The sequence below is a fragment of the Kitasatospora sp. NPDC005856 genome, from assembly GCF_040629945.1.
Taxonomy (GTDB): domain Bacteria; phylum Actinomycetota; class Actinomycetes; order Streptomycetales; family Streptomycetaceae; genus Kitasatospora.
The window spans coordinates 1-25,314 of record NZ_JBEXWT010000019.1 but is presented as its reverse complement, the minus strand read 5'-3'; the positions used below and the strand labels follow the sequence as shown (position 1 = coordinate 25,314).

Annotated in this window: 3 protein-coding genes; all 3 read right to left on the bottom strand. The window is 73.3% G+C overall.

Annotation, left to right across the window (positions count from 1 at the left end):
- Positions 1-10 precede the first annotated feature (10 nt).
- Positions 11-24,178: an ADP-ribosyltransferase gene (locus ABZ449_RS14275; protein ID WP_360345406.1), complete on the bottom strand. Its 24,168-nt coding sequence runs from the start codon at positions 24,176-24,178 to the stop codon at positions 11-13.
- A gap of 112 nt (positions 24,179-24,290) precedes the next feature.
- On the bottom strand, positions 24,291-24,587 hold the full coding sequence (locus ABZ449_RS14270; RefSeq protein WP_360345260.1) for a hypothetical protein: 297 nt from the start codon (positions 24,585-24,587) through the stop codon (positions 24,291-24,293).
- Positions 24,580-25,029 (bottom strand): YbaB/EbfC family nucleoid-associated protein, encoded by a 450-nt coding sequence (locus ABZ449_RS14265; protein ID WP_360345258.1) that lies wholly within the window; start codon positions 25,027-25,029, stop codon positions 24,580-24,582. Before ABZ449_RS14265 ends, ABZ449_RS14270 begins: the two co-directional genes overlap by 8 nt.
- Positions 25,030-25,314: the final 285 nt, after the last annotated feature.

Here is a 25,314-nt window from a genome sequence, read left to right as displayed (position 1 = left end):
CTGGTGGCTGTCAGTCGTCGGTCAGACCGTAGTCGGGGTTCGGGGCGAACTGCTCCGCCGTTTCGTCCCCCATCGGCTCGAAGTCCTCGTCGGCGTCGTCGTCCGGCGGCTCCACCCTGCCGTAGACGATCCACTGGCTCTCCGGGGGCACGTCCGCCTCCCCACCGTCCAGGGTCTCCTGCTGCAGGGGGTGTTCCGGGGGGATGATCCGGACCGGCCGCCAGCGCAGTCCGGCGCCGAGCAGGATCTCGTTCTCGGCCGGGCTGTGCGAGACCTCCCGGAGGAACGCCCCCGGTGTCCGGTCGGGCAGCATCAGGTACAGCCGGATGAGCCGTTGGCCGAAGGCCCCGTGCAGCCGGCTGCCCGCCGAGACCGAGACGTACGTGGGCTCGGTGACGACCTGGACCACCTCCAGGGTGCCCGGGTGCAGCCCCGGTCCGACGTACGGCGCTCCCCTGCTCACCACGAGGTCCCCCGTCACCGGGCTCTGCTCGATGGAGCTGTCGAGGTTCCCGATGACCTCCCGCATCGGGCCCGGGGGCAGCGCGGTGTGGTCCTGACCCGCCATGGTCAGCTGCCACCGGATCTGCTTGACCTCGTAGTACGAGAACTGCTCGGCGACCTCGCCGTCCCCGGTCTCGCTCGGAGCCGTGTAGAACTCCAGTGCCCCGCGTTCCTCGTCGCTCAGCCCGCGGACGAGCTCCGCCATCGGTTCGAGCCCGTGCCGGTCGTAGTAGGCGTCGCGGCCGAGCCTCTGCTGGTCGGTCCCGAAGAGCTCCAGTTGCGCGAGGCGCTCCCGGAACGCCCGCGGCATCGCGTCGAACTCCGCCGTGGTCATGGTCCAGCCGCCGTCGCGCCAGAACAGGTCGGCGGCCTGGGTGCCGTCGATGCCCGCCAGGGCCCAGCCGGACGGATCGGCCCAGACCTCCGGGTCGTGCTCCGGGAGCTGGTGGTGCCAGCCTCCCGGCGGCGCCGCGCTGTTGTCGGAGTCGGACCCCACCGAGGAGTCGTCGCCGTTCACGATGTTCAGCCCGCCCAGGCCGTTCAGGACGCTTTCGATGTCGTCGGCCGTGTGGTCTCCGACGTGCCCGCCCGGGTGCCCGTCCGCTTCCGCGGCGGGCTCCGTCAGCCCCATCGCCGCGGTCTGCTCCGGGGTCCGGTGGTCCGGCCGGTAGTCCTCGTTCGGGACGAACTCGACCGATTCCACGTACCGGCCGCTCTCGTGGTCCAGTTCGGTGCCGCGCACGAGTTCGACGCCGACGATGTACCGGCCGTCGATGCCCCCGGGGAACGCGACCTCCTGTTCCTCCTCCGAGAGGCCCGGACGGTTCAGGGTCTCGCGGACGTCGATGCCTCCCGGTGCGTCGATCACGTAGCGGTGCCAGGTCCCCCAGTCGACGTGCTGGGCCGTGCGGGAGCGTGTCGTGCTCACGAGGGCCGAGGCCTCGTTGCTCCCCACGTAGTCCTGGAGGTCGGGATAGCGGTCCTCCTGCCTCGGCCGCATTCCGCCCTCGAAGACCTCGGGGTAGTCGACCATGTCGGACCGGCTCCGCTCCCACCGGTACAGGTGGCCGGAGTCGTACCGCCACATGAGGGGCACGGACTGGGCCTCCCGCAGCGCGTCCAGGTCAACATACCGGCTCGTCGCGACCGGGTTCGGGGGCTCCTGCGCGGCGGCGTGCGGGACGTCGTCCCTCGGCACCAGCGGGACCTCGGGCGCGCCGAACTCGGTGTCCAGGTGGACGTTCCGCTCGTCGAGGACGACCTCCATCGGGCGCAGGTCGGGCCCCTGGTGGTGGTCCTCCGGCGCGCGGTAGCGCTCGACCAGCCGGCCCTCGGCGTCGTGGGTGTCCACCCGGCCGTCCGCGAAGTAGCGGGTCTCCCCGCCGCCGGGGAAGCGGTGGATCTCCGTCCCGTCCTGGAAGCGGTGGATCTGCCGCCCGTCGGTGAGGTAGTGGACCTCCCGGTCCGCCAGGTAGTGGACCTCGCTGTCCGGGAGGAAGTGGATCTCCCGGTCCGCGAAGCGCTGGATCTCCGTCCCGTCGGTGAGGTAATGGACCTCCCGGTCCGCCAGGTGGTGGACCTCCCGGTCCGGGAGGAAGTGGACCTCCTCCCCGGTCGCGTAGCGGTGGATCTCCACCCCGTTCTCGTGGCGGATCTCGGGGCCGGAGGACTGCGAGGACCCCTCGCCGTTCCCCGTGTTGTCCAGCGCGTGTTCCACCGGCGCCGGCCGTTCGAGCCGGCCGGCCGCCGGGTCGCGCGGCGGGGGCGTCCCGCCCGGGGTGTCGCCGGCCGGGTCCGGGTGGAAGGTCCGGAACAGCCCGGCCGACCCGTCCGGGCCCGGCTTGACGTAGACGCTCACGGTCGACGGACCGTCGGGGCCGCCCGGCCTGCCGCTGACGCCGGTGCGGCCGGTCGGCGCGTGGACCGGCAGTCCGGTCTGCCGCGCGACGGCCTGGGCCTGCGCGGCGGACTCGCAGCCGAGCAGCGTGATCGAGGCCGGCCCGCGGCTCGCGCCGCCGTCCGCGTCGGCGTTCCGGTTCGCGTCGGCGTTCACGTCCAGGTGCGCGTCGGCCGCCTTCAGCGCGAGGTCGGCGAGCCGGCGCTTGAGCAGGGCGCCGACCTCGGTGCCGGTGACCCCGTGGGCCTTGGTGCCGTCGGTCAGCGGGAGGTCGAATCCCTCCGAACGGGCGTGCGCGGCGAAGAAGTAGGTGTGCTTCCCGTCCCACGGCACCTGCTGCGGCACTCCGGTCGCGAAGCCTTCGGCGGAGCGCGGCACGAAGCTCGTGACCTCGCTCAGCTCGGGGTACAGCGTCGACCGCTTCGCCCAGTCGGCCTCGTCGAAGAGCGCCTGCCCGGTCTCCCGGCCGGTGGCGTCGGTGATGGTTCGGGTGAGCAGCAGCTCGTCGGGGACGGTCCGCCCGTCCGCCAGCCGCACCCCGCCGGAGCCCGGCCCGGTCTCCTCGGTGAGGTCCGTGGCGGGCTCGTCGCCGGTGCGCCGGGGCGGCGGCACGACGGCCGTGTTGTCCGTCTCCTCGGACGCCGACTCCCGGGCCCTGAGGCGGACGTACGTGACGCCGTCCTCGGTCAGCGTCGGCGTGCGCTCGGTGACCCGCATCCGGGCCCCGGGCAGGAAGAGGACCTCTTCCTCCTCCATGTGCGAGGAGAACGGCGCGATGTCGCGGCCGTTGAGGCCGGTCGCCTCCAGCTCCAGCAGCACCCGGTACTCGTCCTCGCCGTCGTACTTCTTCAGGAAGCCCAGCGAGGTGCTCTCGTTGGTGCTGAAGCTCGCGAACGTCCGGTGCTGGATGACGTCGCCGCCGTACTCGGGCCCGGCGGGCCGGCCGGTCGGCCGCATCGGGTCCTCCAGGGTGCCGTCGCCGCGGAACAGCGTCCCCCTCGCCGCGGGCAGCAGCCGCAGCGCGTCCGCCAGCAGGTGGCTGTGCAGCTGCATCTCCCGCTGGATGCCCGTCAGTTGATCGGCGGTCAGGGAGTCGACGAGACTCCACGGTTCGGTCCTCGCCCGCATGCCCTCGTGCAGTTCGGGGATCCCGGTGATCGACCCGGGCAGCGCGGTGCCCGGGTCCCGGTAGTGCTTGGCGATCAACGCCGCGATCTTCCCGCGGAGCGCGGGGACGGCATCGGCGCCCGGGTGCTTGAGCAGCACGTTGATCAGCGAGTAGGCCGGGCCGGTGTAGGTGTACAGCGCCACGAAGTGCGCCGGGCCCAGCAGGTCGGTCACGTCCGTCGCCCTCGCGACGCCGTTGCGGGCCATCCACTGCAGGTACGGGGGCGCCCCGAGTCCCTCGTCCGGGTTGGTCTCGGTCAGCGACTCCCAGCGCCGCCGCGTCTCCTCCAGGACCGTGTCGTTCACCTCCTTCGAGGTGAGGGCCCACTCCAGGTATGTGCGCTCGTGCGGCAGTCCGGCCGTCAGCTCCGCCGGTGCCGGGTGGTCGAAGGCCGGCCTGACCGGCCCGTCCCAGCCCTCCACCGGCGGGCGCAGCTCCGCCGGCGGGACCCCGGGCACGTTCCGGTACAGCTCGGCGCCGTCGGCGTAGCGGTGGCCGGGGAAGGCGCCGGCGAGCCGCATGCCCGCCACCACCTCGTGCAGCGAGTGCTCCCCGCCCGTCAGCAACCAGCCGTACAGCGCCCGGGCGAACAGGTCGTGGTCGCCCTGCCCGAGGAGCCGGTACGCCTGCATGGCCTCGGCCGCGACCCGGGAGGCCGCGCCGTCCGCCGTCCTGATCCCCAGCTCCCGCAGGTTCGCCTGCCGGACGGCGTCGGCCCGCAGGGCCTCGGAATCGTCGAGCCGGAAGCGCTCGTCGCGGGCCAGCCGGTGGAACTCCCGCATCACCTCGTGCAGGCTCCCGCCGGTGACGAGGTGGGCGGTGCCCTCCGCCCCGGTGGCCTCGGCGATGCGGCGCAGCGCCGCACGGGCCCGGTCGATCACCCGGGGGTCGCCCGCCGTCCACGCTCCGAGCTCCCGGTCGAAGGCCTCCGCGTGGTGCCGGTACCGCGGCTCGTCGAAGATCACGTGCCGTACGTCCGCTGCCGTGGGCGGCGGCTGGTCACCGGGGAGCACGACGGGCGGGGAGCCGTCGCCGGGGGGGAGCTGCTGGTCGAGCGGCGTGCCGGTGTCGAGCGGCGTGTCGACTCCGAACTTCACCGCTCCGTCGATCCCGCCGTGGACGTCTCCCTGGTCGGCCTCCGGGTACACCGCCCTGCCGTCGTCGTTCAGGTAGGCACCGAGGTCCACGGTCCCGTCCTGGGCGATGCGCTGCCAGTTGCCGCCGCGGACGATCACCGGACGGCCGTGCGCGTCCATCCCGACGCCGGAGGTGACCACCAGGTGGCCCCGGCCGTCGCCCGCCGTGCCGCCCGCGGGAGCCGGCGGGACGAACCAGACCTGGCCGTCGGCGGCGTAGGCCACGGCCTTGGGCAGCCGGGCCCACACGTGCTCCATGACCTCGCGCACGTACTCGCGGTCCGGCCGGATGTTGAGGTCGCAGGCGACGAAGCGCACCGGCTTCTCGCCGTCCCAGCCGTCCTCGTCGTAGAGCTTGAGCAGCCCGCCCGCGACGTCCGCCGGGGCGACCACGACATGGCCCATCACGGGCACGCCGTCGGCGGTGTGCATGGCCAGGGTGAGGTAGTCGTCCGCGTGCGGGAGGTTCGGGAAGACCGACTCGGTGAGCGTCTGCCAGTCGGTGTGCCGGTCGCCGACCCAGTACAGCTCCTGGGACTGCAGCACGGTCAGGTCGGGGGCGGGTTCGTACCCGGGGTCGCGCCAGCGCCGCTCGACCTCGGCGACGGCCACCGCGCGGCCGGGGCGCTTGAGCTCGTCGACCACGTCGACCAGGGTCCTCAGGTCACCCGCGTCGACCTCACCGCCTCCCTCGCCCTTCAGCGTCCGGACGTGGTCGACCAGGTCCGCCCTGGTCACCTGGTGGTCGGCCGGCCGGTGCAGGGCCTCGCGGACGAGGTCGGCGGTGCGGCGCAGCCTGGTGAGGTGCGCCAGGGTGATCCGCTCGGTGCCCTGTTGCAGTTCCTGGGCGAGCTTGGCGGTGCGCCAGGCGTTCATGCTCGCCTCGCGGCGGGCCGCCTCCCCCGCGACCAGGTCGCTGACCCGCCCGGCGAGCGGGCGCCCGTGGTCCGCTCCGATGTACTCGGCCAGTGGCCACAGGTCGTCGTGGGTGCGCAGCTCGGGGACGTTGGCGAGCCGGGCCAGGGCGTCGTGCAGCCGCTGGTCGGCGTCGCCCGTCTTCGGGAACGGCGAGGGCGTGGTCCGCTCGGTGGCCTCGATCTGCACGTACGGCTCCCGCAGAGGGGATTCGAGGAGTTGCCGCCCGCCGAGGTCGAAGGTGCTGCCGGGCCGGATCAGGACCTCGGCCTCGCCCTGCTTGTCCGAGAACGGCTGGATGTCGAAGGCGCTGCCGCCGCCGCGCACGGAGAAGTGCAGCAGGGCGCGGTAGGTGAGCGGGAGTTCGGTGCGGGTCTGCATGAACATCATCGCCGTCTGGCGGTGCATGCTGGTGCTCACGAAGTCGGGGTTGCTGAAGGTCTCTCCCCCGTAGGAGGGCGACAGCCGCCTGCCGACCGGTCCCGGCAGGCCGACGACCCGGTCGCCGCGCCAGAGCTCGCCGGAGTACGGGGGGAGCTTGGCGAGCGACTCGGAGATCAGTTCCGCGTGGGCGATCAGCTCGCGCTCGATCTGCGGGAGCCGCTCCTTCACGGCACTCTTCAGGGCCTTCCAGTCGTCGGCGGTGCGGTTGCGGGGCAGCTTGGTGAGCAGTGGTGCGAGCACCTGGTCGTGCTTGAGGATCGACGGCAGGCGGGCCGGGTCCGGTGTGCGCAGCAGCCCCGTGATCTGGACCTCCAGGGCCCGCTGCCGGGTGAGCGGACCGAACCTCAGGGCCACGTTGATCAGCGCGTAGGCGGGGCCGGTGTAGACGGCCAGCGCGTCGAAGTGCGCGGGGGTCAGCCGGTCGAGCACCTCCCGCGCGCTCAGCGGGTTGCGGCCCAGCCAATCGGCCACGACCCGCGAGGCCCTGGTCGGGTCGTTCGCGGCCACCGTGAACCCGTCGCGGTTGCGCTGCGCGTTCTCCACCACGTCGTCCCGCCAGCCGCCCTCGGCACGCGGCTTGTGGAGCAGGTCGTGGTAGGCGGCCTCGTGGGGCAGCATGCCGTCCTCGCCCAGCAGGGCGCGCACCTGGTGCTGCGGGATGCCCGGGATGTGCTGGTACAGCGTCGAGACGTCGTCCAGCGCGTTCGGCGGGAGCGGGGGCAGTTCGTCCAGCAGCTGCGCGCCCTTGAGGATCTCGTACAGCGAGTGGTCGCCCAGCGGCAGCATCCAGCCGGTGAGGGCCAGCAGCATGTCCTGCGGTGCGCTGTCCACGACCTTGAGCAGTCGGAAGGCGTTCAGCATCTTCGCCGTGGTGGCCGAGATGCCGGTGCTGAGCGGCATGCCCTTGTCGCGGTGGGCCTCGCCGTACCAGGCGGACTTCTCGTTGAGCATGTAGTGCGCCCGGCCGGGCTTCCACGTCAGCGCCGCTCCGTCGCCGACGCCCTGCTGGTACGCCAGTTCCCGGGGGCTCAGCGGCATGCCGCGGTCCTGGAGGCCCCGCGCCGTCAGGTCGTTCGGCGGCACCGGCTCACGGACCTGGCGGGCCTTCAGGCTGGCCAGGTACTCGGCACCGGCCTTGAGCGGTTCCGCGCCCTGCTTGATGACGGTGCCCGTGCCGAAGTGGTCCTTGGCGAACATGGTGTTGAGGCCGGGCAGGACCTCCAGCACGGAGCGGGTCCCGCTCCGGAGGAAGTCCCGCTGAGCCGCCAGCTCGCGCAGGTCCAGCCCCATCGCCTCGGCCGTCGCCGTGGGGTCGGGGGACTCCAGCATCCGCTGGAGCACCTGCTTGAGGCCGAACGGGGAGTCCTTGACGTAGGCCGCGTTGTAGAACGCGGTCAGCAGTTCCCGGGTGTTGCCGGTCCGCATCATCGTGCGGAACTCCGCCAGGCTGAGCTGTTCGCCGACCTGCCCGGCGGAGCCCTCGTCCGGCTTCCTGTCGGTGTTGAGGAAGACCTGGTAGAGCTCCCCCTCCGGGGTCTCGGGGTGGGCGGCCCGCAGGGCGTCGTAGAGCCGCTGGACGGCGTTGCGGGCCGCGGCCTGCGCCTGGGGGTGCGCGAAGGCGTGGGCACCCAGCCGTGCCTCGAACTCCTCGGCGCGCCGCCGGTGTTCCGGGGTCGCGTGGAGCGCCTGCTTGGGGACGCCGAGGGGCTGGAGGTCCCGCTGGTCGACGACCGGGTGCTGCGCCGTGGCCTCGGCGAGCGGCTGCGGGTCGTGCAGCTGCGGGCCGTGGACCTCGACGACCTCCACGACCGGCCCGTGGGCCGGAGGCGGGGCGTGGACGCCCGCGCCGCCGTCGACGGTCGGGGTGTGCGCTCCGGCGCCCTCCACGGGCAGCCTCAGGTGGAGCCACTGCCCGCCCGCCTCCAGCCGGGGCCGGCCCGAGGCGTCCCAGCCGACCCGCGAGCCGACCACCAGGTGGGTGCGGCCCTGGTCCGGGACCACCCAGAGCTTGCCGTTCCCGACGTACGCCTGCAGTTCCACCTCGGGAAGCCGCTCGCGCAGGGACCGCAGCACCTGGGTGACGTACTCCTGGGCGTCGCAGGCGACGAACCGCAGCGGGCGGCCGTCCCACTCGCCGGTGGTGTGGAGCTCCGCGAGCGACTGGGCCAGGTCGTCCGGGTGCAGGGGCCAGCCGTTCCAGCCCGGCGCTCCGTTCTCCGTGACGGCGTGGTAGGCGATGGTGAAGTAGCGCGGGTCCTCCTCGATCGACCGCACGCTCCGCTCCAGGTTCTCGTGCGTGGCGTGGTCGGCGAGCGGGTCCCGCAGGACGCGGACGCCCCCCTCGTGGTGCGGGGTCAGGGCGCGTGCCACCTGGATTCCGACCGGGCGCCGCGGGACGGTCAGGCCGTCCGGGTGCTCGGACGTGAACTGCGTCCAGTGGTCCGCGGGCGAGACGCCGGCCTTGGTGTCGGCGTGCGGGATCTCCAGCTCGACCGGCAGCAGGCCGGACAGCGACCGGTTGCTGCCGGAGCCCTGGTCGGCCGGGTCGCCGCCCTTGTGGAAGGCCAGTTCGAACCGGACGTAGCCCGTGTAGCGGGCCATCGGCGTGTTCGCCTTGGCGTTGGCCACGTACCGGCCGCCGGCGTCCGTGACGGTGCCCGTCCGCCGGCGGTAGGCGCCCCCGAGCAGCAGCGAACCGGTGCCCTCGACCAGGGCCCCGAGGTCGGCCTGGGCGCCGACCTGGCCGCGCAGGTTCCACTGCCGGCCGGTCAGCTGCGTGCTCCGGTTGCCGCCGCCCGACTCGTTCGCCGGGCTCAGCGCCGCCCCGGTGCTGTCGCCGTGGTGCTCCAGCTGGACGAGGGAGGCCTTGACCGTCACCTCCGCGTCGTCGACGAACCAGCGACGGCCCGAGGACGGGGTGCCGATCGCCCGCTGCGGGCCGACCGCCGCGCCGGCTCCCGGGTGGGCGCCGACCGCCGGGGCCAGCAGGGAGGAGAGCTGGGCGTGGCTCAGGCCCGCGGTGACGACGGGCTCCAGCCGCTTCCAGGTGCCCCCGCCGAAGAAGCGCGGCCCCTCGGTCCGCAGGAGGCTCCGCAGGCCCGCGGTGTCGCCGACCCAGCGCAGCACGTCGCCCGGGCGCAGGCCCGTGGTGAAGACCTCCGCCGGCGGCACCCGCAGGTCGCGCGGGAGGGAGGGGCCGCGCCGCTGCCCGGGCCCGGTGGCGTCCGCGGTGGCGCGGGCGGTCTCGGTCAGCACGTCGGCGTGGATGACGGCCTCCGCGACCGTCCGGCGCAGCCGCCACTGCGGGACGACCGCGTTCCCGGTCTCGGCCAGGTTGTGGAGGACCGCCTGCGTCCTGGAGCGGGCGGATTCGGGGACGGTCGGCACCGGCCGGGCGTCCAGGGGCAGCGGAACCGCGGGACGCCGCTCCATCACCACCGACAGCCGGATCGTGGCCCGGTGCGCCTCGGCGGCGAGCTTGGTCTTGACGGCCGTTCCGGTCACCAGGACGTCCCGGCCGTACTCCAGTGCGTCCGTGCGCCGGGTGTGGGTGGCGCCGCCGCCGATCACGGCGGACACGCCCGTGCCCACGGTCCCCAGCACGGTGAGCCCGAGCGAGTCGGCGTGCCCGCTGCCGGAGTTGGTGCCGGCCTCGGAGCTGGTGAAGGCGGTCTGGGCACTGGCACCGATGTTGAACTCGACCTGGGGCGCGTCGCCGGACTTGGTCATCCGGTCCACCGAGGCGGTGATCCGCACCGTGCTGCGGCCGTGCGTCAGGACGATCTCGTGGCCCGACGTCATGGGCTTCAGCAGCGGGTGCAGTCTGTCGAAGTCGAGGGCGTCGAGGAGCCGGGTCCGCATCCCCTCCCAGTCCCGGCCGAGCACCGCCCGGCCCTTCGGCCGGAGTCCGGCGACCACGTCGGCCACCGCCTGCGGCCCGGTGCGCACCGTTCCGTCCTCGGCCTCCAGGTGGACCCGGGTGACGATGTCCGAGGAGCCGAGCCGCTTGTCCGGGAGCTGCAGGACCGCCGGGTTGTCGTCGGCCGGGGGCCGGACCACCTCGCGGTGCGGGGCGGCCACCAGGACCGGCGCCTGCGCGGTCGCCTCGGCCAGCGACCGCTGCAGCAGCCCCGGCACGAACCGGACCGTGAACGCGGCGTCCCCGTCGAACAGTTCGGCGGTCTCCACGCTCTTGCCGCGGCTTCCGGTGCCGCCGGTGCGCTCGATGGTGAGGCCGCGCGCGCTGTCCCGGGTGTGGGCGTACTCGCCGGTGATGCTCACGTGCGGGACGGTGCCCTTGAGGGAGACCCCGCCCCGCCAACGGCTGAGCCGGTCCCAGCTGTAGCCGACGACGGTGCGCTGCTGGCTCCCGAGCTCGAACTCGAATCCGTCCACCGTCCGCCGGTGCCGCAGGGCCAGGGGGGCGACGGTGACCTCCACCGTCCCCTTCCAGTTCCCGGTGTCCACCGCCACCTTGAGGCTGCCGCCCCGGCTGAGCCGGGACAGCGAGGCGGTCAGGCCAGCCGCGTCCAGCCGGGCGGCGAGCCGGGCCGACGCGTGGGCGGAGACCGGGCCGGCCGTCCCGAGGACGCGGTGGACCTCCTCCAGGACGGACGGGCCGCGCCGGCCGACGCTGAGCACCACGTCGGAGTGGCCGAGCCTGTCGGGGACGTTCAGGTGCTCGGGGGCCTGCCCTGCGGGCTGCGGCTGCGGCTGCGGCACGTCGGCGGGCGGGGGCACCGCCTCGTCGAAGGGGTTGGCGATGACCCGGTCGGCCCGCTCCCGGGCGTCGGTGTGCGCCTGCTCCATGCTCAACGCGGCGTCCAGCGCGACCGGTTCGCCGTGCGGCCTGCCGTTCAGCGTCAGCCGGAGCTCGAACGTCGCGTCGTACAGCACCTGCGCGCTGCGGTACTTGCCGTTCGCGTAGCTCTTGGCCGAGGCGCCGCCCCGCCAGCCGTCCCGGTCGCGCACCTCGTGCTGGACCGTGGCGGTGCCCTGGAGGGTGTCCGTGAACGGCTTGCCGTTCCCGTCCAGCACGTTCTCGCGGGTGTGCACCGGCCCCTTGCCGAAGGCCTGGGCCGAGACGTTCCTGCTGTCGGAGTTCAGCAGCCGCTTCGACTCGAAGGTGGTGCTCTCCCGGACGGGGTTGAGGTCCGCCGACGCCTGCTCCCGCCGGTACGTCAGCGAGGTGACGTGCGCCGTGACGCCGATGCCGAGCTTGCTCAGCGGGCCGAGCGTGACGGCGGGGCCGCGCAGCGGGACCTCGTGGGTCATGCCCACCAGGTGGGCGCCGACGGCCGCCTGCGAGAACGCCCGCAGGACGTCCTCCCTGACCCCGCGCCACGTCTTCGCCCCCAGCTGGGCGCGGCCGATCTCGTCCAGCCGGGCGTGCAGCGGTGCGACGCTGTTCACGTCACGGACGACCGTGGTCACGGGCAGGCCGGTGTAGGCGTCCGAGCCGTGCCAGATCCCGGTCGGCGGGTGCGGGACCAGGGTGCCGGGGGGCAGCGGCGCGTGGTCCGGGTGCGGGGCGGGGGTCTCCTGGCCCGGGGTCGGCGGGGTGGTCTCCGCCCGGTCGACGACCACCCGGAAGCCGAGCCCGGCGTCGACGGTACGGGCCCGGCCGGGCCGCAGGGCGCCGAAGGGACCGAACTCGACCTGGATCCGCGCCTCGCCCTCGAACACCACCGCCGCCGTCTTCACCTTGGTGCCCAGCGACAGTTCGTCGCCGCCGCCGTTCAGCACCACCCGGTCCCGGCCGGTACCGGCGCCCGCGCCGGCGCCTCCGCCGCCGTTCCTGGCCGACCCGGTCGCGCTGAGCGGCAGCGGGAACTGCCAGCCGGTACTCGTGGTGTCCTGCTGGACGTGCGAGCGGGACGTTCCGGTGGCGATGTTGAACTCGGTGGCCGGCAGCTCCGCCGTCTGCCCGATCGTGTGGATCCGGGCGTTCTTCAGGGTGATGACGGCCTTGGGGCCGACGAGGCCGTCCACCTCGAAGGTCAGGGTCTCGCCCGACATCAGCGCCTTGAGGTCCTGGTGCAGCGCGCCCAGGTCGACCTCGTCCAGCAGCCTGGCCTTCAACGCGGGCCAGGCACTGCCGAAGTGCTCCCGCGCCTGGGTCTCGAAGCCCGCGACGAACTCGGCGATGCCCTTGCCGCCGGTACCGGGTGCGTTCAGGTCGGGCAGTCGGATGCCCTCGGGCCCCTCGACCGGCTCCGGCCGGTGCCGCAGTGCCCACACGTCCGTCACGATGTGCGAGCCGGACAGCCGCCCGCCCGGGCCCGCCCCGGGCGGCGGGAGGAGCGGGAGGTCGACCGGCCGCGGAGCGCCGGCCTCCCGGAGCGGAACGGCGACCTGGGCCTGCACGTCCACCGGTCCGATCGGTCGCGGGACGGCTTCCGGGGGCACGTCGGTGCCGCGATGGGTGAGGTCGAGGAACCGCGCCGTCAGGTGGAAGACGGTGTCGAACAGCGCGGCGGTCTCCGAGGTCTTGCCGCGGGCCACCGTCCGGCTCGCCTGGGCGTCGGTCGTCCCGTGCTGCCGGCCATACCGGTAGCCGACGGTCTCGGTGAGGTCGGCCGGCTTGCCGAACTTGAACTTCGCCTGGCCGCCCACGTTCCCCTGGAGCAGCCGGTCCCCGGTCACGCCGACCGAGGTCTGCCGCTCCGAGCCGTACTCGAACTCGAAGTTGTCGGCGGCCCTGAGGAAGGTGCTGTTCCCGAGGTCGGCCCCGACCCGGACGGTCCCGGTCCAGGAGCCCGCCGAGAACGGCACGTCCCACACCTCTCCCCGGGACAGCGCCGTGAGCTTCGCCTGCAGGGTCTCCGCGCCGAACAGGCTCTCGGCGAGCGTCCTGGCCGCCGGCTCCTCACCGTGCAGCACCGCGGCGAACCGGCGGGTGAAGTGGTCGAGGAGCTGCGTGCGGGTGCTGCCGAGCCCGATCAGCACGTCCGAGGCCGCCAGGCCGTGCTCGTCGATCCGCGACGGACGGGCGGGCAGGTCCGGGCCGACGACGGTGTGGACGACACCGTTCAGGTCGGTGACGGTGTCGCCCGGCTGCAGGACCTCCGCAGGAGCGTGCTGCCCCTGGTCGTGCTGCTCGACGACCGCCTCGTCCACCGGCGCCACGGATTCCATGAACTCCCGGAACCCGGTGAACACCTCCTCCTCGCTCGGCCGGACGACCGTCGCGCTCTCCCGCGTCGCGGAGTCCATGAACTCCCGGAAGCGGCCCAGCAGGTCCTCGTCGTCCAGCCGGGCGACGGTCCTGCGTTCGCGGACCGTGGAGTCCATGAACTCCCGGAACCCGGTGAACAGCTGCTCCTCGGCCTCGGTCCGGCTGACCTGGTTGGCCGGCTCCGGGTGGTCCGCCCGCGGGTCCGTCCCGAAGAGGCGCTCCAGCAGCGGCACCAGCTCGGGCACGTTCTCCCGCACCCACTGCGCACCGTTGTTGCGCGGCAACCCGGTCGACGGGTCGCTGCCGTGGTTGTGCCCGAAGTACGCCGTCACCAGCTGCGCGAAGAACTCGTGCTCGTCGCGCGCCGAGTAGTTCCCGACCCGGTCGCCGTTCCCGTCCCGCAGACCGCCGTCCGGCCAGGCCGTCACGGGCGCCTCGCCGAACAGCTCCGCCAGCGCATCGGAGACGCTCCGGTCCCGGAAGGCCTGCCCGACCAGCTCCCGCTGCGCCTCAGTCAGACCGAACTCGTGGATCGCGTGCGCGAGTTCGTGCGCCGACGTGGAGTACCCCTCGGCGTACGCCGGATGCTGCCCCACCGGCGTCCGCGCACCGAGCAGGTTCTCCTCCGTGATCAGCACGGTCCCGTGCCCGCTGGAGCCCCGCACCACCGACCAGTCACGCCCGTCACCCGTAGCGTGCCCGGACGCCGAGAAGCCGGGGACCTCCGTCATCGGCACGTCACGCGGCACCACCCCGACCCGCAGGCCCGCCGCCACCAGCCGCTCCGCGACCTCCTTGTTCGCCAGCATCCTCGCCACCAGGTCCTCGGCCGTCCGGCGCGCCGCGACCGGCTGGTGCGTCCGGGGGTCGACGTCGACGAGCAGCCTCGCCGCCGCCTGCGCGAAGTCCTCCGGCCCCAGCTCGCTCCGCAGACCCGCCATGAAGGCCTCGTCCGCCGCGAGTTCACGCCGGTCCTCCGACGAGAGGTGCTCCAACACCTGCACCCACTCGTGCAGCGGCCCGGGCACCGGCATCTCCCCGCCGCCCAGCCCCACCGGCGGCCGGCCCACGACGGCCTGCCCCTCCTGCCCTGCCTGCCCTGCCTGCCCGGTCGACGCCGGCGGCGGCAGCGTCGCCGACGGCCCCTGCCGAGCGGGGTCGTCCGCCTCCCGGGTGTCGTGCGCGGCCCGGGGTGACAGGACGTCGGCGATCGTGTCGGCGGCCTCGTCGCCGCCGCGCCCGGACCGTCCGGCGGTGTCGAGCGGCGGCGGTTCGGGGCTCCGCTCCGCGAACCGCAGCTCCACGGGCAGCTCCCTGACGACCTGGTCGGCCGGGACCTCCGCGTATCCGGCCGGGATCTCCATGGTCGCCGTCGCCATCTGCACATTGCCGCCGTGTCCCGCGTACGGGTCGACGATCGACCACTCGCCGCCTGCGGCGACCACCGGGAAGCCGTGGGCGTCGTATCCGACCGTGGCCGAGGCGACGAAGGCCCGGCCGCCGCCGGGAAGCGCGTGGTCGTCGGCGTGCAGGCCCGGGAAGGGTGCGAACCAGATGTCCGTCTTGGGCGCCCGGACGGTGACGTGCACGTTCGCGACGGAGAGGTGGACCTGGAGGGCGGCCAGGTACGCGCCCTGCTGCGTCTCGCCGAGCCGGCAGGCGACGAACTCGATGTCGTCCCGGCCGTTGTAGTACCGGTGGTACCTGAGGGCGACGATCAGATCGGCCATCTCGTCGGCGGCGATCCGGTGCCCGTTGACCGTCGGGTAGCCGTCCGCGTCCGTGTGGACCACCATCTCGAAGGTGCCGGCCGACCCCTCCAGGTACCCGAACTCCGGCAGCACGCTGCCGTCCAGCACCCAGCCGTGGAACTGTCCCCCCTGGTCCGCGAGCGGCCGGCCCGGCTGGACCCAGTCGGGGCCGGCCAGCTGGTGCACGGGCGGAACGGGCGCCAGTGTCACGGGCACCGGCGCCGGCGGAACGGGCGCGGGCTGAACGGGTACGGGCGGCCCGGCCTGCGAAGGCTGCGGCACCTGCGGCGTCAGCGACTGGTGCGGCCCTCCCGTACTGCTCCCGTCCTGCGACTCGTGGTCGGAGCCGTCCTCCAGCAGGTCGTCCAGCTCGATGATCCGCCCCCCGGACTCCTCCTCCGGGGTGTGCGACGGCTGGGCACCGGTCGGATCCGAATCCGGGTGGTGAAGCCCCTGGACGAGCGAGGCGTCGACGCCGAGCCCGACGGCGCGTGGCGCCGGGCCGGAGGTGACGACCCCCTCGCCGTTGCCCACGTTGAACTCGGTGAACTCGTCCATGAAGAACGGCCCGACCTCCTCCGGCCGGCTCCCGTGCTCCAGCCAGACCCAGTTGCCGGGGCCGACGTACACCGGATGTCCGTCGTCGGCGGCCCGGGCGACCTTCTCGGTGACGAGGAGGTGCGTGGTGTTCTGCGTGGAGGTGACGATCCAGACGTTCCCCGCCGCCGCGTAGGCGACGATCTTCCGGTTCATCCGCCACAGGTGGCCCAGCATCTGCTCGGCGTACGACCGGTGGGCGTCCGACGCCAGGTCGGTGGCCAACAGGCGCAGCGGCCTGCGGACGTCCCAGCTTCCGTCCTGCACCAGCTTGTACAGGGCGTGCGCGGCCTCGGCCGGGGTGAGGGCGGTGCCGTTGAGGGCGGGGCGCCCGCCGACGGTGTCCAGCACCACGGTGACGTTCTCGTCCCGGTACTGCAGCGTCGTCAGGAGCGTGACCACGTCGTCGTGGTTCGCGGGCCGGTCCCCCAGCAGGTACAGGCCCTGCTCGCCCGGGGCCACCGGCTCGGCGTCGGCCCGCCCGGCGGCCGACCAGGCCGTTCGCAGGGCGGCCAGGGCCGAGGCGTGGTCGGTGTACTCGACGTCCTGGGCGAGCGCCAGGAGCCGCCGCAGGTCGTGGTCGCCGGTCCCGGACGCGCCGGTCACCTGATCGGTGAACCGCTGCAGGTCGTCCTGGGTCATCCGGTGGTCCGGCGGCAGGAGGAGTTCGGCGCGGGCCAGGGTGGCGACCAGGGACACGCCCGTGACCTCGGCGAGGGTGTGCCCGACGGCCTCGTGCAGGGTGGCGGCGATCCGGGCGGCGTCCCACAGGTGCTCGGTCGCCCGACGGACCAGGGCGGCGTCGGGGGCGGCGGCGTCGGCCCGGTGCCCGTCGGGCAGCCCGAGGTGGGCGCCCGCGGCCTTGGCGAGCGGCCAGAGGTCCCGGTGGAACCGCACGTCGGAAACATTGGCCAGGCGGGCCAGTTGGGACCTGAGCTTCTCGTGGAGCGGCTGCTGCCACTCGGACGAGTCGTTCCGCCACTCGAACGGCCGCGCGGACGCGGTCTCCACGTAGTCGATCCGCTCGTGCGGCCCGACGGTCGTGCTGCCCGTGCCGCTGCCCGTGGAGGTGAAGACCGTGTCGGGCTTGACCAGGACTTCCCGTTCCCCGGCACGGTACCGGGAGAAGGGCGTGATGTCGACGCCGCTCTCACCCGCCAGGCGGATCCGGGCCAGCACCCGGTGGGAGAGTCCGAGCAGGGCCAGCTTCTCGTCGGACGGCAGGAACTTCTCGGCCGCCAGGGGCAGTCGGCTGGTGCTGAGCAGCGCCGAACTGCTCAGCACGTTCCCGGTCCTGGTGGCCGTGAACACGTTCTCCGGTCCGTCCAGGCGTCCCAGCGCCCAGTCGCCCCGGTAGACGACTCCGGTCGCCGCGGGCAGCCGGTCCAGCGCCTCGATGATCATCTCGGTGTGGATCCGCAGTTCCCGCTCGAACGCGGGGAGCAGCTTCCGCGCCAGCCGGGAGAGTTCCGCGGAGTGCTCGGGCGTCCGGAACGCCGGCTCGGGGTTGGCGATGAGCGGACCGAGCTCCGGGTGCTGCAGGAACATCTGCGGCACCCGGGCCGACGACGGTCCGGCCAGCAGGGCGTCGATCTGCCGGCCCAGCGCGGTGTGCAACCACGGTCCGCCGTCGTACTTCAGCAGCACGTTGATCAGCGGGTACAGCGTCCCGGTGTAGATGTTGAGCGCCTCGACGTGGGCCAGGCTCAGCCGCTCGCCCAGCGTGGCCCGCGTCAGCCCGTTGTCGGCCAGCCACTCCTGCTCGTGCGGGTGGAGCGGCATGCCCGGGTCGGTCAGCCGCTGCCACACCCGGCGTGCGGACTCCAGGCCCGGCTCGTCGAAGCCGCCGTTGCGGCGCGAGCGGTTCGCCAGTGCGTGGTACACCGCCTCGTGCGGGAGCATGCCGAGCTCCCGCCGCAGGGTGCCTTCGGACAGACCCGGGACGTGCCGGTACATGGCCGAGGCCTCGGTCAGCACGTGCACCGGCGCCGGCGGGAGCTCCCCGGCGAGTTCGGCCCCCTTGAGGATCTCGTAGAGCGAGTGGTCGCCGAGCGGCAGCATCCAGCCGACCAGGGCGAGCAGCATGTCCTGGGCGGGTACGTCCGGGACCTTGAGCGCGCGGAACGCGCCGAGCATCTTCGCCGCGGTCGCCGAGACGCCGGTGCTGAGTTGCATCCCCTTGGTGTTCCGGGTCTCGCCGTACCACGTGGAGGCCGTGTTGACGTCGTGCTTGAAGTTGCCGGGCTCCCACCGGAGGGCCTGGGACGGGTCGTCGCCCTGGAAGGTCTTCTCCCGGGGGCTCAGCGGCATCCGGAGCTCGATGAGCTTCCGGTCCAGCTCGGGCGGATTCGTCTCGGTCCGCGGCCTGCGGGCATCGGAGCTGGCCCGGTACTCCCGGTGGAGTGCCAATGGAGCCCGGTGTGCGACCGCACCGGTGGCGAAGTAGTCCTTGTCGAAGTAGCTGGTCCCGCCGGTCAGCTTGTACGAGACCTTCCGGGTGGAGCTGTTGAGGTAGTCCAGCTGGTGCGGCACCCGGGTGGTGTCCAGTCCCAGCTCGCGCAGCCGGTCGGCCGGACTCCCGTGCTCGGCCAGGCCGTTCAGCACCTGCTTGAGACCGTACGAGCCGGGTGCCTGCGTGCCGTCGTGGGCGTAGGCGGCGTTGAAGAAGGCCGTCATCAGCTCGCGGAGGTTGCCCTTCGCCAGCAGTTCGTGGAACTCGTCCTGGGTGAGGTGCTCGCCGACCTGCCCGGCCGAGGTCAGGTCCTTGCTCAGGAAGACCCGGTAGACCTGCTCGCCGGTCGGGTCGCCGTGCGCCGCCTTCAGCACCTCGTACAGCCGGTACGCACTTCCCCGGGCCGCTTGCAGCGCCCGTTCGTCCCGGTAGGCGAGCAGGCCGACGGACCTCTCGAAGTTCTGCGCGACGGTCTCGTATTCCGGCGCGTTGTACAGGTGCTTGCGGCCCGCGCCGAACTCGTGCGCCTGCGGGTCCGGCGCGACGATCCGGTGCTCGGGCGTGGCGGTCAGCGGTGCGGACCCGCCGTCCTGGTGGGCCGGCAGCTCGGTGGCCACCACCTGGATGTGCTCGGCGGGGGCGTGCTCCGCCGGGACGGTGAGCCGGATCCAGTGGCCGCCCGACTCGACGCGCGGCAGTCCGGCGCTGTCGAAGCCGACGTCGCGGGTGACGACCAGCCGGCGCGAACCGTCGCCCGCGACGCGGTCGGGCACCAGCCACAGGGTGCCGCCCGGGGCGTCCACCTCGACCTTCAGCGCCGGTCGCCGCTCGCGCAGCGCGGCGACGAAACGGGCCGCGTACGAGTCCGCGCCGCCGCGGCCGACGTCGCAGCCGGCCAGGCGCAGCGGCCGGCCGTCCCACACGCCCCGGTCGTACAGGTCGAGCGCGGTCCTGGCCAACTCGCGGGGCGGGACGGGCTTTCCGTCGACATGCGGTGCGCCGTCCGGTCCCTTGCCGTGGAAGACCAGGGTGAAGTGGGACGGGTCGGAGGGGAAGTGGGCGAGCGCCTCCTCGGTGGCGCGCGGGTCGGAGCCGCGGTCGGCCAGCCAGTGCACACCGGGGCGGACCTCGGTCGTGGCCGGCGGGCGCTCGTGGAGGGCGCCCGGGGCGCCGGGCTCCGGGGTCGTGGGCACCGGCAGGTCGTGCTCGCCGGGCAGGTCGGCGGTGTCCCGGGCCCGGACGACACCTCCGCCGTCGGTGCCTCGGCCGTCGGTGCCTCGGCCGTCGGCGCCGCCGTGGTCGCCGCCCGTGGTCCGGATCAGGGCCCCCGCGGCGCCCTCGTACGGGGAGCGGTCGCCGCCCTCCTCGGGATGTGCTTCCGTCCGGCGGCCGAAGGCGTCCTCGTGTGCGCGCTGGTGGGCCTTCCAGCCGGCCGCGTCGAAGTGGGCGAGCGTCCACAACTCGCGGTAGTGGGCGATGAAGTCGTCGCCGTACTCGCGCTTGAGGTGGTCGGTCAGGGCCTCGTTGAGGTCGTGGCGCGCCGCGAGCCCGTCGAAGCCCTTGGCGGCCTCGCGCAGGGCGGGGGCGGCCTCCTTCTCGAAGGCGGCGTGCTCGGCCAGTTCCCCGGTGAGTTCGCGACGGCTCTCCTCCCAGCGCTCCTGGCGGCCGGCGAGGTCCTCGTGGGAGCGGAAGGACTCGTCGAAGGCGCGGGCGATCCGGTCGCCGTGGCCCTCCGCCAGGCGCTCGGCGGCGTGCGTGGACAGGCCGTGCTCGCGGGCGACGGCCTGGGCCTCCGCGGTGGCCTGCCGGCGGACGGCGAGGCGGGCGGCCTGGTGGGTGAGCCGGTCGTGCAGGACGGCGCGGTCGGTGAGCCGGTCGAGGGCGCCGCGGAGCGCGGCCGGCTCACCGACGCGTTCGGCGGCGGCCCGGTCCACGTCCTCGGCGAGTTCGCGGAGCACCGTGTCCCTGGCCCGCAGCACGTCGGACTCGCCGGCGCCGAACTTCTCGGCGAACTCCTTGCGCGCGGCGTCCTCGGCCCAGGATTCGGCAGCCTTCTCCGTCTCCGCGACGACCCGGCGGATCGCCGCCTCGCGGACCGCCTGGACGGCGAACTCGTGCGGCAGCGCCTGGTCGTGCCCGGCCAGGGACCGGGTGAACAGCTCCACGGCCTCGTCGCGGTCCCGGCGCTTGCCGGTCGCCCCGTCGAGCGGGCCGGCCGCCCGCTCGAAGTCGGCGGCGAGGCGGTCGCGCAGCCGGTCCCGGACCGCCTGCATGCTGCTCGACGACAGGTCGGGGCGTTCCGTCACCCCGGCGGCGTCGAGCAGTTCCCGGTCGGCCGGGGAGAGCCGCTCGTACCAGTCGTGGGCGGCCCACTCGACCCGGTCCCTGGCGAGGGCCAGGGCGTTCGCCCGGTCGGTGTGCAGGGCGAGTTCGTCGCGCGCGTGCTCGGTGAGCTGCTGGAGGGCGTTCCCGGCCCGGGTGTTGGCCTCGGTGGTGAGGCTGTCCGCGTCGGCGTAGATCCGGGCGACCTCCGCCTCCGCCCGCGCCGTGAAGTCCTGCCGGACGAGGTCCATGACGGGAGCGGGGGTGCGGTCGGGGGTGTGCGCGACTCCGGTGGCGCCGTCGGTGATCCGCGGGGCGTTCCAGGCGGCCGCCGCCCGGTCGAAGTGCTGCACCGCCACCCGGACGGCCGCCTCTCGGACGGAGGCGACCCTCACCACGCCGTCGAGGTCACCGAGGATCCGCTCGCGCTCCCCCGGCCGGGCGGCCAGCTCCTCGTACATCATCGCCCGGGCGCGCTCGTGGACCGCTCCGCGCAGGTTCGCCGGTGCGTCCTCCGGGAACCGGCCGGGGGCGTCGAGGGCCTCGTTCAGCAGCCGCTCGGCCTCGTCCTCGCGCCGGTGGCCGCTGCCGTCCGGGTCGGCCCGCAGCTCCTCGGCCGCGTCGGTGAGCTTGGCCTCGTACTGGTCCTGGAGGTCCCGCTGGGTCCGGCGCCACTGCTCCGCCCGCTCGCCGTCCGCCTCGGCGCGGATGTGCTCGGGGGCGTCGGTGTAGTGGTAGGAGTCCGATTCGGTGCCGAAGCGCACGGCGGTGTCCATGGGGCGCAGGTCGCCCTCGGACTGGTGCTGGTACCCCGTCGGGTTCGTCGATGCGGTCGTGGTCACGATCGGCTGGTCGCCGTCGGGCGACTTGGCGTACGTGTGCCATTCGCCGCCGCCGACGACCGCCGGGCGGCCCAGCGAGTCGAAGCCGACCTTGTCCGCGACGATCACGTGGCCGGTGCCGGAGGCCGTCTTCATGGTCGTACCGTCGAACCCGGGCGCCACCCAGACCGGCCCGTTCGCCGCGACCGCCTTCAGGTCGGCGAGCTTCGGGTGCGACCAGACCTCGGCCATCACCTGCCTGATGTAGTTCGGGTGCGCGCTGTCGAGGTTGCAGGAGACGAACTCGATCGTGCGGCGACCGCCCGACAGGTGTCCGAGGCTGTCCAGGCCCACGATCACGGCGGCCAGGTCCTTCGCCGATACGGGCACGCCGCTGTCGTCGGTGTGGATCGCGACGGTGTAGCGGTCGTTCCTGACGGGCAGCAGCGACAGCACGTCCGGCAGGTCGGCGCCCGGCTTGCCCGCGACCCACCCGGGCTGCCGCCCCTCGCCCTCGGGCAGGAAGTTGCCGCGGTCCCACGGGACGTCGCCGTCGTCGCCCGTGCGGAGGTAGTCCAGACGCTCGTGGACGACCGGCTCGGGCTTCGGCTGTGCGTCGGGCTTCGGCTGCAGGTCGGGCTGCGGCTCCGGCCGGGGCTTCGACGGCCCGTCCGACCCCTCGGGCTCGTTGGGGTCCTTGGGGTCCTTGGGGTCCTTGGGGTCGTGCGACTCCCTCGGCTTCGGGTCGAGGTCCTGCCGCTCGCGGGTGCCCTGGTTCCCGCCGTCGTCGTGCTGCCGGGGCGGTGTGGCCGGGTGCTCCGCCGTCGTCGGCGCCTCGGCCGACGACTCCGTCCTGGACCGCGTCACAGGCGGGGCGGACCCCTCCGCGGTCTGCTCCGCGGTCTTCTGCTCCGATTCGTGCCTCGGCGCCTGCTCCGGCGTCTCCTTCGGGCCCCCCGTCGTATTGGCCGGCTTCGGAGCCTCCGGCCCCTCGTTGTTCGAGGAGGACCTGGGCGCCTCGGACGACGTCCTCGTCGAGCCGTCCCCGCCGGTCGTCCTCGGACTGCCTGCCGGGGGCTTCGCCGACTTGTCCCCGGCCGGAGCCGCGGAGCCGTCGGAGTCCGTCCTCAGGCTCTCCGGCCGCGAGGCGTCCAGCGGGCCGGTCCCGGGCAGCTTGCCGCCGATGCCCTCGGGGCCGCCCACCGCCCCCGGGGTGTCCGGGCGGGAGACCCACAGCGAGGTCGGGTGGCCCATCAGGGTGGACACCACGGCCAGCGGGAAGCGCGCGTAGTTGGGGAGGTTGATGTCCGCGAGCTTCAGCCGCAACGGGCCGCCGGCGATGTGCCCGAGGTGGCCGAGCGCCCCCATCGCGACGCCGCCGTAGAAGCTCTCGACGCTGACGGTGAAGGTGTGGTCCTCGCCGAAGGTCAGGTTGTAGGCCCCCTCGCTGAGGACGTTCTGGACGCCCCCCTTCAGGTAGTTGCCGACGCCCTCGCCGAGCCGGTACAGGAACTGCCCGGCGGTCTGCGGGTGCAGGCCGTCCATCAGGCCCACCGCGCGCTCCGCGAGGTCCTGGGTGGCCCGGATGGTCTCCGAGAGGTGCTGCTGTTCCGCCCTGAGGAAGCCCAGGTCCCTCGTCCCGTTCTCCAGCGCGTCGCCGCTGAGGTGCCTGAGCTCGTTCTGCACCTGGCCGATGTTCTTGAGGACGCCCTTCAGGTCGGCCTTGAGCGCGCCGATCTCGACCCCTCCGGCGCCCTCGGCCAGCGTCTTCACGAGCTTGTTGAAGGTTCCGAGGTCGATGGCGTGCCGGGCGCCCTCGCTGGCGAGCCGCGCGGCCACCAACCGGCCGGCGGCGTTGGAGAGTTCCTTGTCGACGCCCAGCTGGACGAGGTGCTGCTCGAACGCCTCCCCCATCTGCTGGGTGAGCTTCTCGACCTTGCTGAGCTTCTGCGCGACGTTCTCGACGGCATCCTTGCCGGCGCCCTTGAAGGCGCTCTCCGCGCCCTCCTTGGCGACGTTGTTCCTGACGCCGTCGGCGAGTTCCTTGAGGGCGTTGTTCCGGACCGTCTTCCCGACGTCCTTCGTGACGGTCTTGCCCAGGTCCTTGGTGAGGTTCTCCCGGACCTGGGCGATGGCCTCCCGGACGGTGAGGTTGGTCTCGTTCTTCCGCAGGAGGGTGACGACCTGCTTCAGTTCGGCGCCGCTCAGCGACTTGAGCTCGTTCTCCGTCAGGCTCTTGAACTCGGAGCCGGCCAGCGCCTTGAGGTCGGCCTGGAGCTCCTTGCTGAGACCGCGCCCGAGCATCCGTCCGAACAGCTTGCCGATGCCGAAGGTGAGCAGTTCCAGCGGACCGGTGAGCAGGCCGTTGATCGCGCCCATCTCGACGGCCTGGATGAAGGACTCCTTCTCCCACTTGTCCTTGTGGCCCTTGTCGATCTGGATGGCCTGGATGATCCCGTCCATCACCATCGCGGTGGTGATGGAGAGGAACTCGTGCAGCAGGAGCTGCTTGAACAGCCAGATGAAGATCTGCTTGATGATCGCGCCCGCGGTCTCGTAGGCCGCGAAGATCGCCGCGACCGAGCCGCCGAAGGTGATCGGCAGCATGGAGATCGCCCAGGCGATCTGGGCCACCAGCTGGATGAGCTGGGCGATGATCATCCACTTGGCGTACTCGACCTGGTTGGCCACCTTGTGGGCGAAGTCCCCGAGCTGCTGCGCCATCACGCCGGCCGAGGTCACGTAGTCGGTGCCGCCGGTTCCGCCGATGAGCGGCAGCACCCGCTGGTAGAACCGGTCGGCGGCCTCGCCCGCGAACTCGTCGTTGTCGTGGACGGTGGTCAGCAACCGCCGCAGCCAGTCGCGGAGTTCCGGGATCTCCTTGGCGATGGCCAGGTAGTCGTCCCCGGCCGTGCGCAGCCGGTCCTCGTCCGCCTCCGGCCACTTCATGCCGGTCACGATGCTGAAGAACTTCGCCAAGCCCGGCGGCAGCATGATCGACACGGGGGCACTCCAGGCGTTCGGGGAGCTCGGGCGGCGCACGGCCGCGGGCGGGAGCCGGTGGGGACGGGAAGCGGGGCGGAAGCGGGGAGGCCGGGCGGGCCGGTCAGAGGCGCCTGGCGTCCTCGTCCGCGTTGTGCAGGATCAGGGAGGTCCGCCGGCCCTTGAGGCCGAGCTTCTCCACCTCGGTGCTCACCGTGGCGAACAGCTTGACGAGGTCGACGGTCGCGCTGTCCACGTTCTCGTGGTACGTCTTGCCGATCTCGTCGTTCCCGGCCGACTCCTTGTTGAAGGTGTTGATCTCGTCGCACCGGCGGCCGATGTCGTCGAGGATGTCCGAGAGCGGCTCGAACTTCTTGAACTTGGCGTCCAGGTCCGCGCCGATGTTCAGCTGGTTACCCACGGAACTCCTCCTGCCGGTCGCGCTTGCGCCGCTCCTCCGCGGCTTCCGTCTCGGCGTACCCGGGGCGCATCTCCCGCAGCGGCGCGAAGAGTTCGTCCAGTTCGGTGCCGCCGGTCATCGAGGCCCGGAGGGTCTCGCCCAGGCCGCTGAACGGCCCCATGGTCTCGATCAACCGCTCGCCGAGGTCGGCCCGGGCGGTGTTCAGCACGTCGGCGATCATCGCTCCGAGCTGGGCCGGAGCCATCGTCCGGTACCCGGTGGTGTGGAAGACCAGGGACACCACCTGGCCCTGCGCGCCCACCGTGGCGGTGACCATCCGGTCCTTGCTGGTCGCCGAGGCGGTGGCCGCCTGCAGCTCCTTGGCCGCCTCGGCCATCTTGACCTGCTGTTCCGCCAGGGCCGCCATGGCCTGGTCGATCTGCTCGGCGTACGAGAACGTCATCCGCCCGCTTCTCCCGTCTCTTCCGGTGTCCCCGTGGCGCGTCCCGGGCCCGGGGGTCCGGCCCGGGACGCACCCGCTCGTGGGGTCGTACGGTTCTCTCTACGGCCGGGGCGCGGCCGGCGGTTCGACGCCGGGCCGGATCGGCCTGCCCCGGCGGCCGGTCCGTCAGCGGCCGATGACGCCCGTCACCGCTCCCGAGTCGGTGCCCCAGACCTCCTCGTCCTCGGACAGCCAGGTGGTGCGCTGCCGCTCCTTCTCGCTCTGGCCGGGCGCCCCTGCTCCGGC

What these genes read in the sequence shown, in the direction of transcription:
- ABZ449_RS14265 (WP_360345258.1), bottom strand. Translation starts at nt 25,029, where the DNA reads ATGACGTTCTCGTACGCCGAGCAGATCGACCAGGCCATGGCGGCCCTG.
- ABZ449_RS14275 (WP_360345406.1), bottom strand. Translation starts at nt 24,178, where the DNA reads ATGCTGCCGCCGGGCTTGGCGAAGTTCTTCAGCATCGTGACCGGCATG.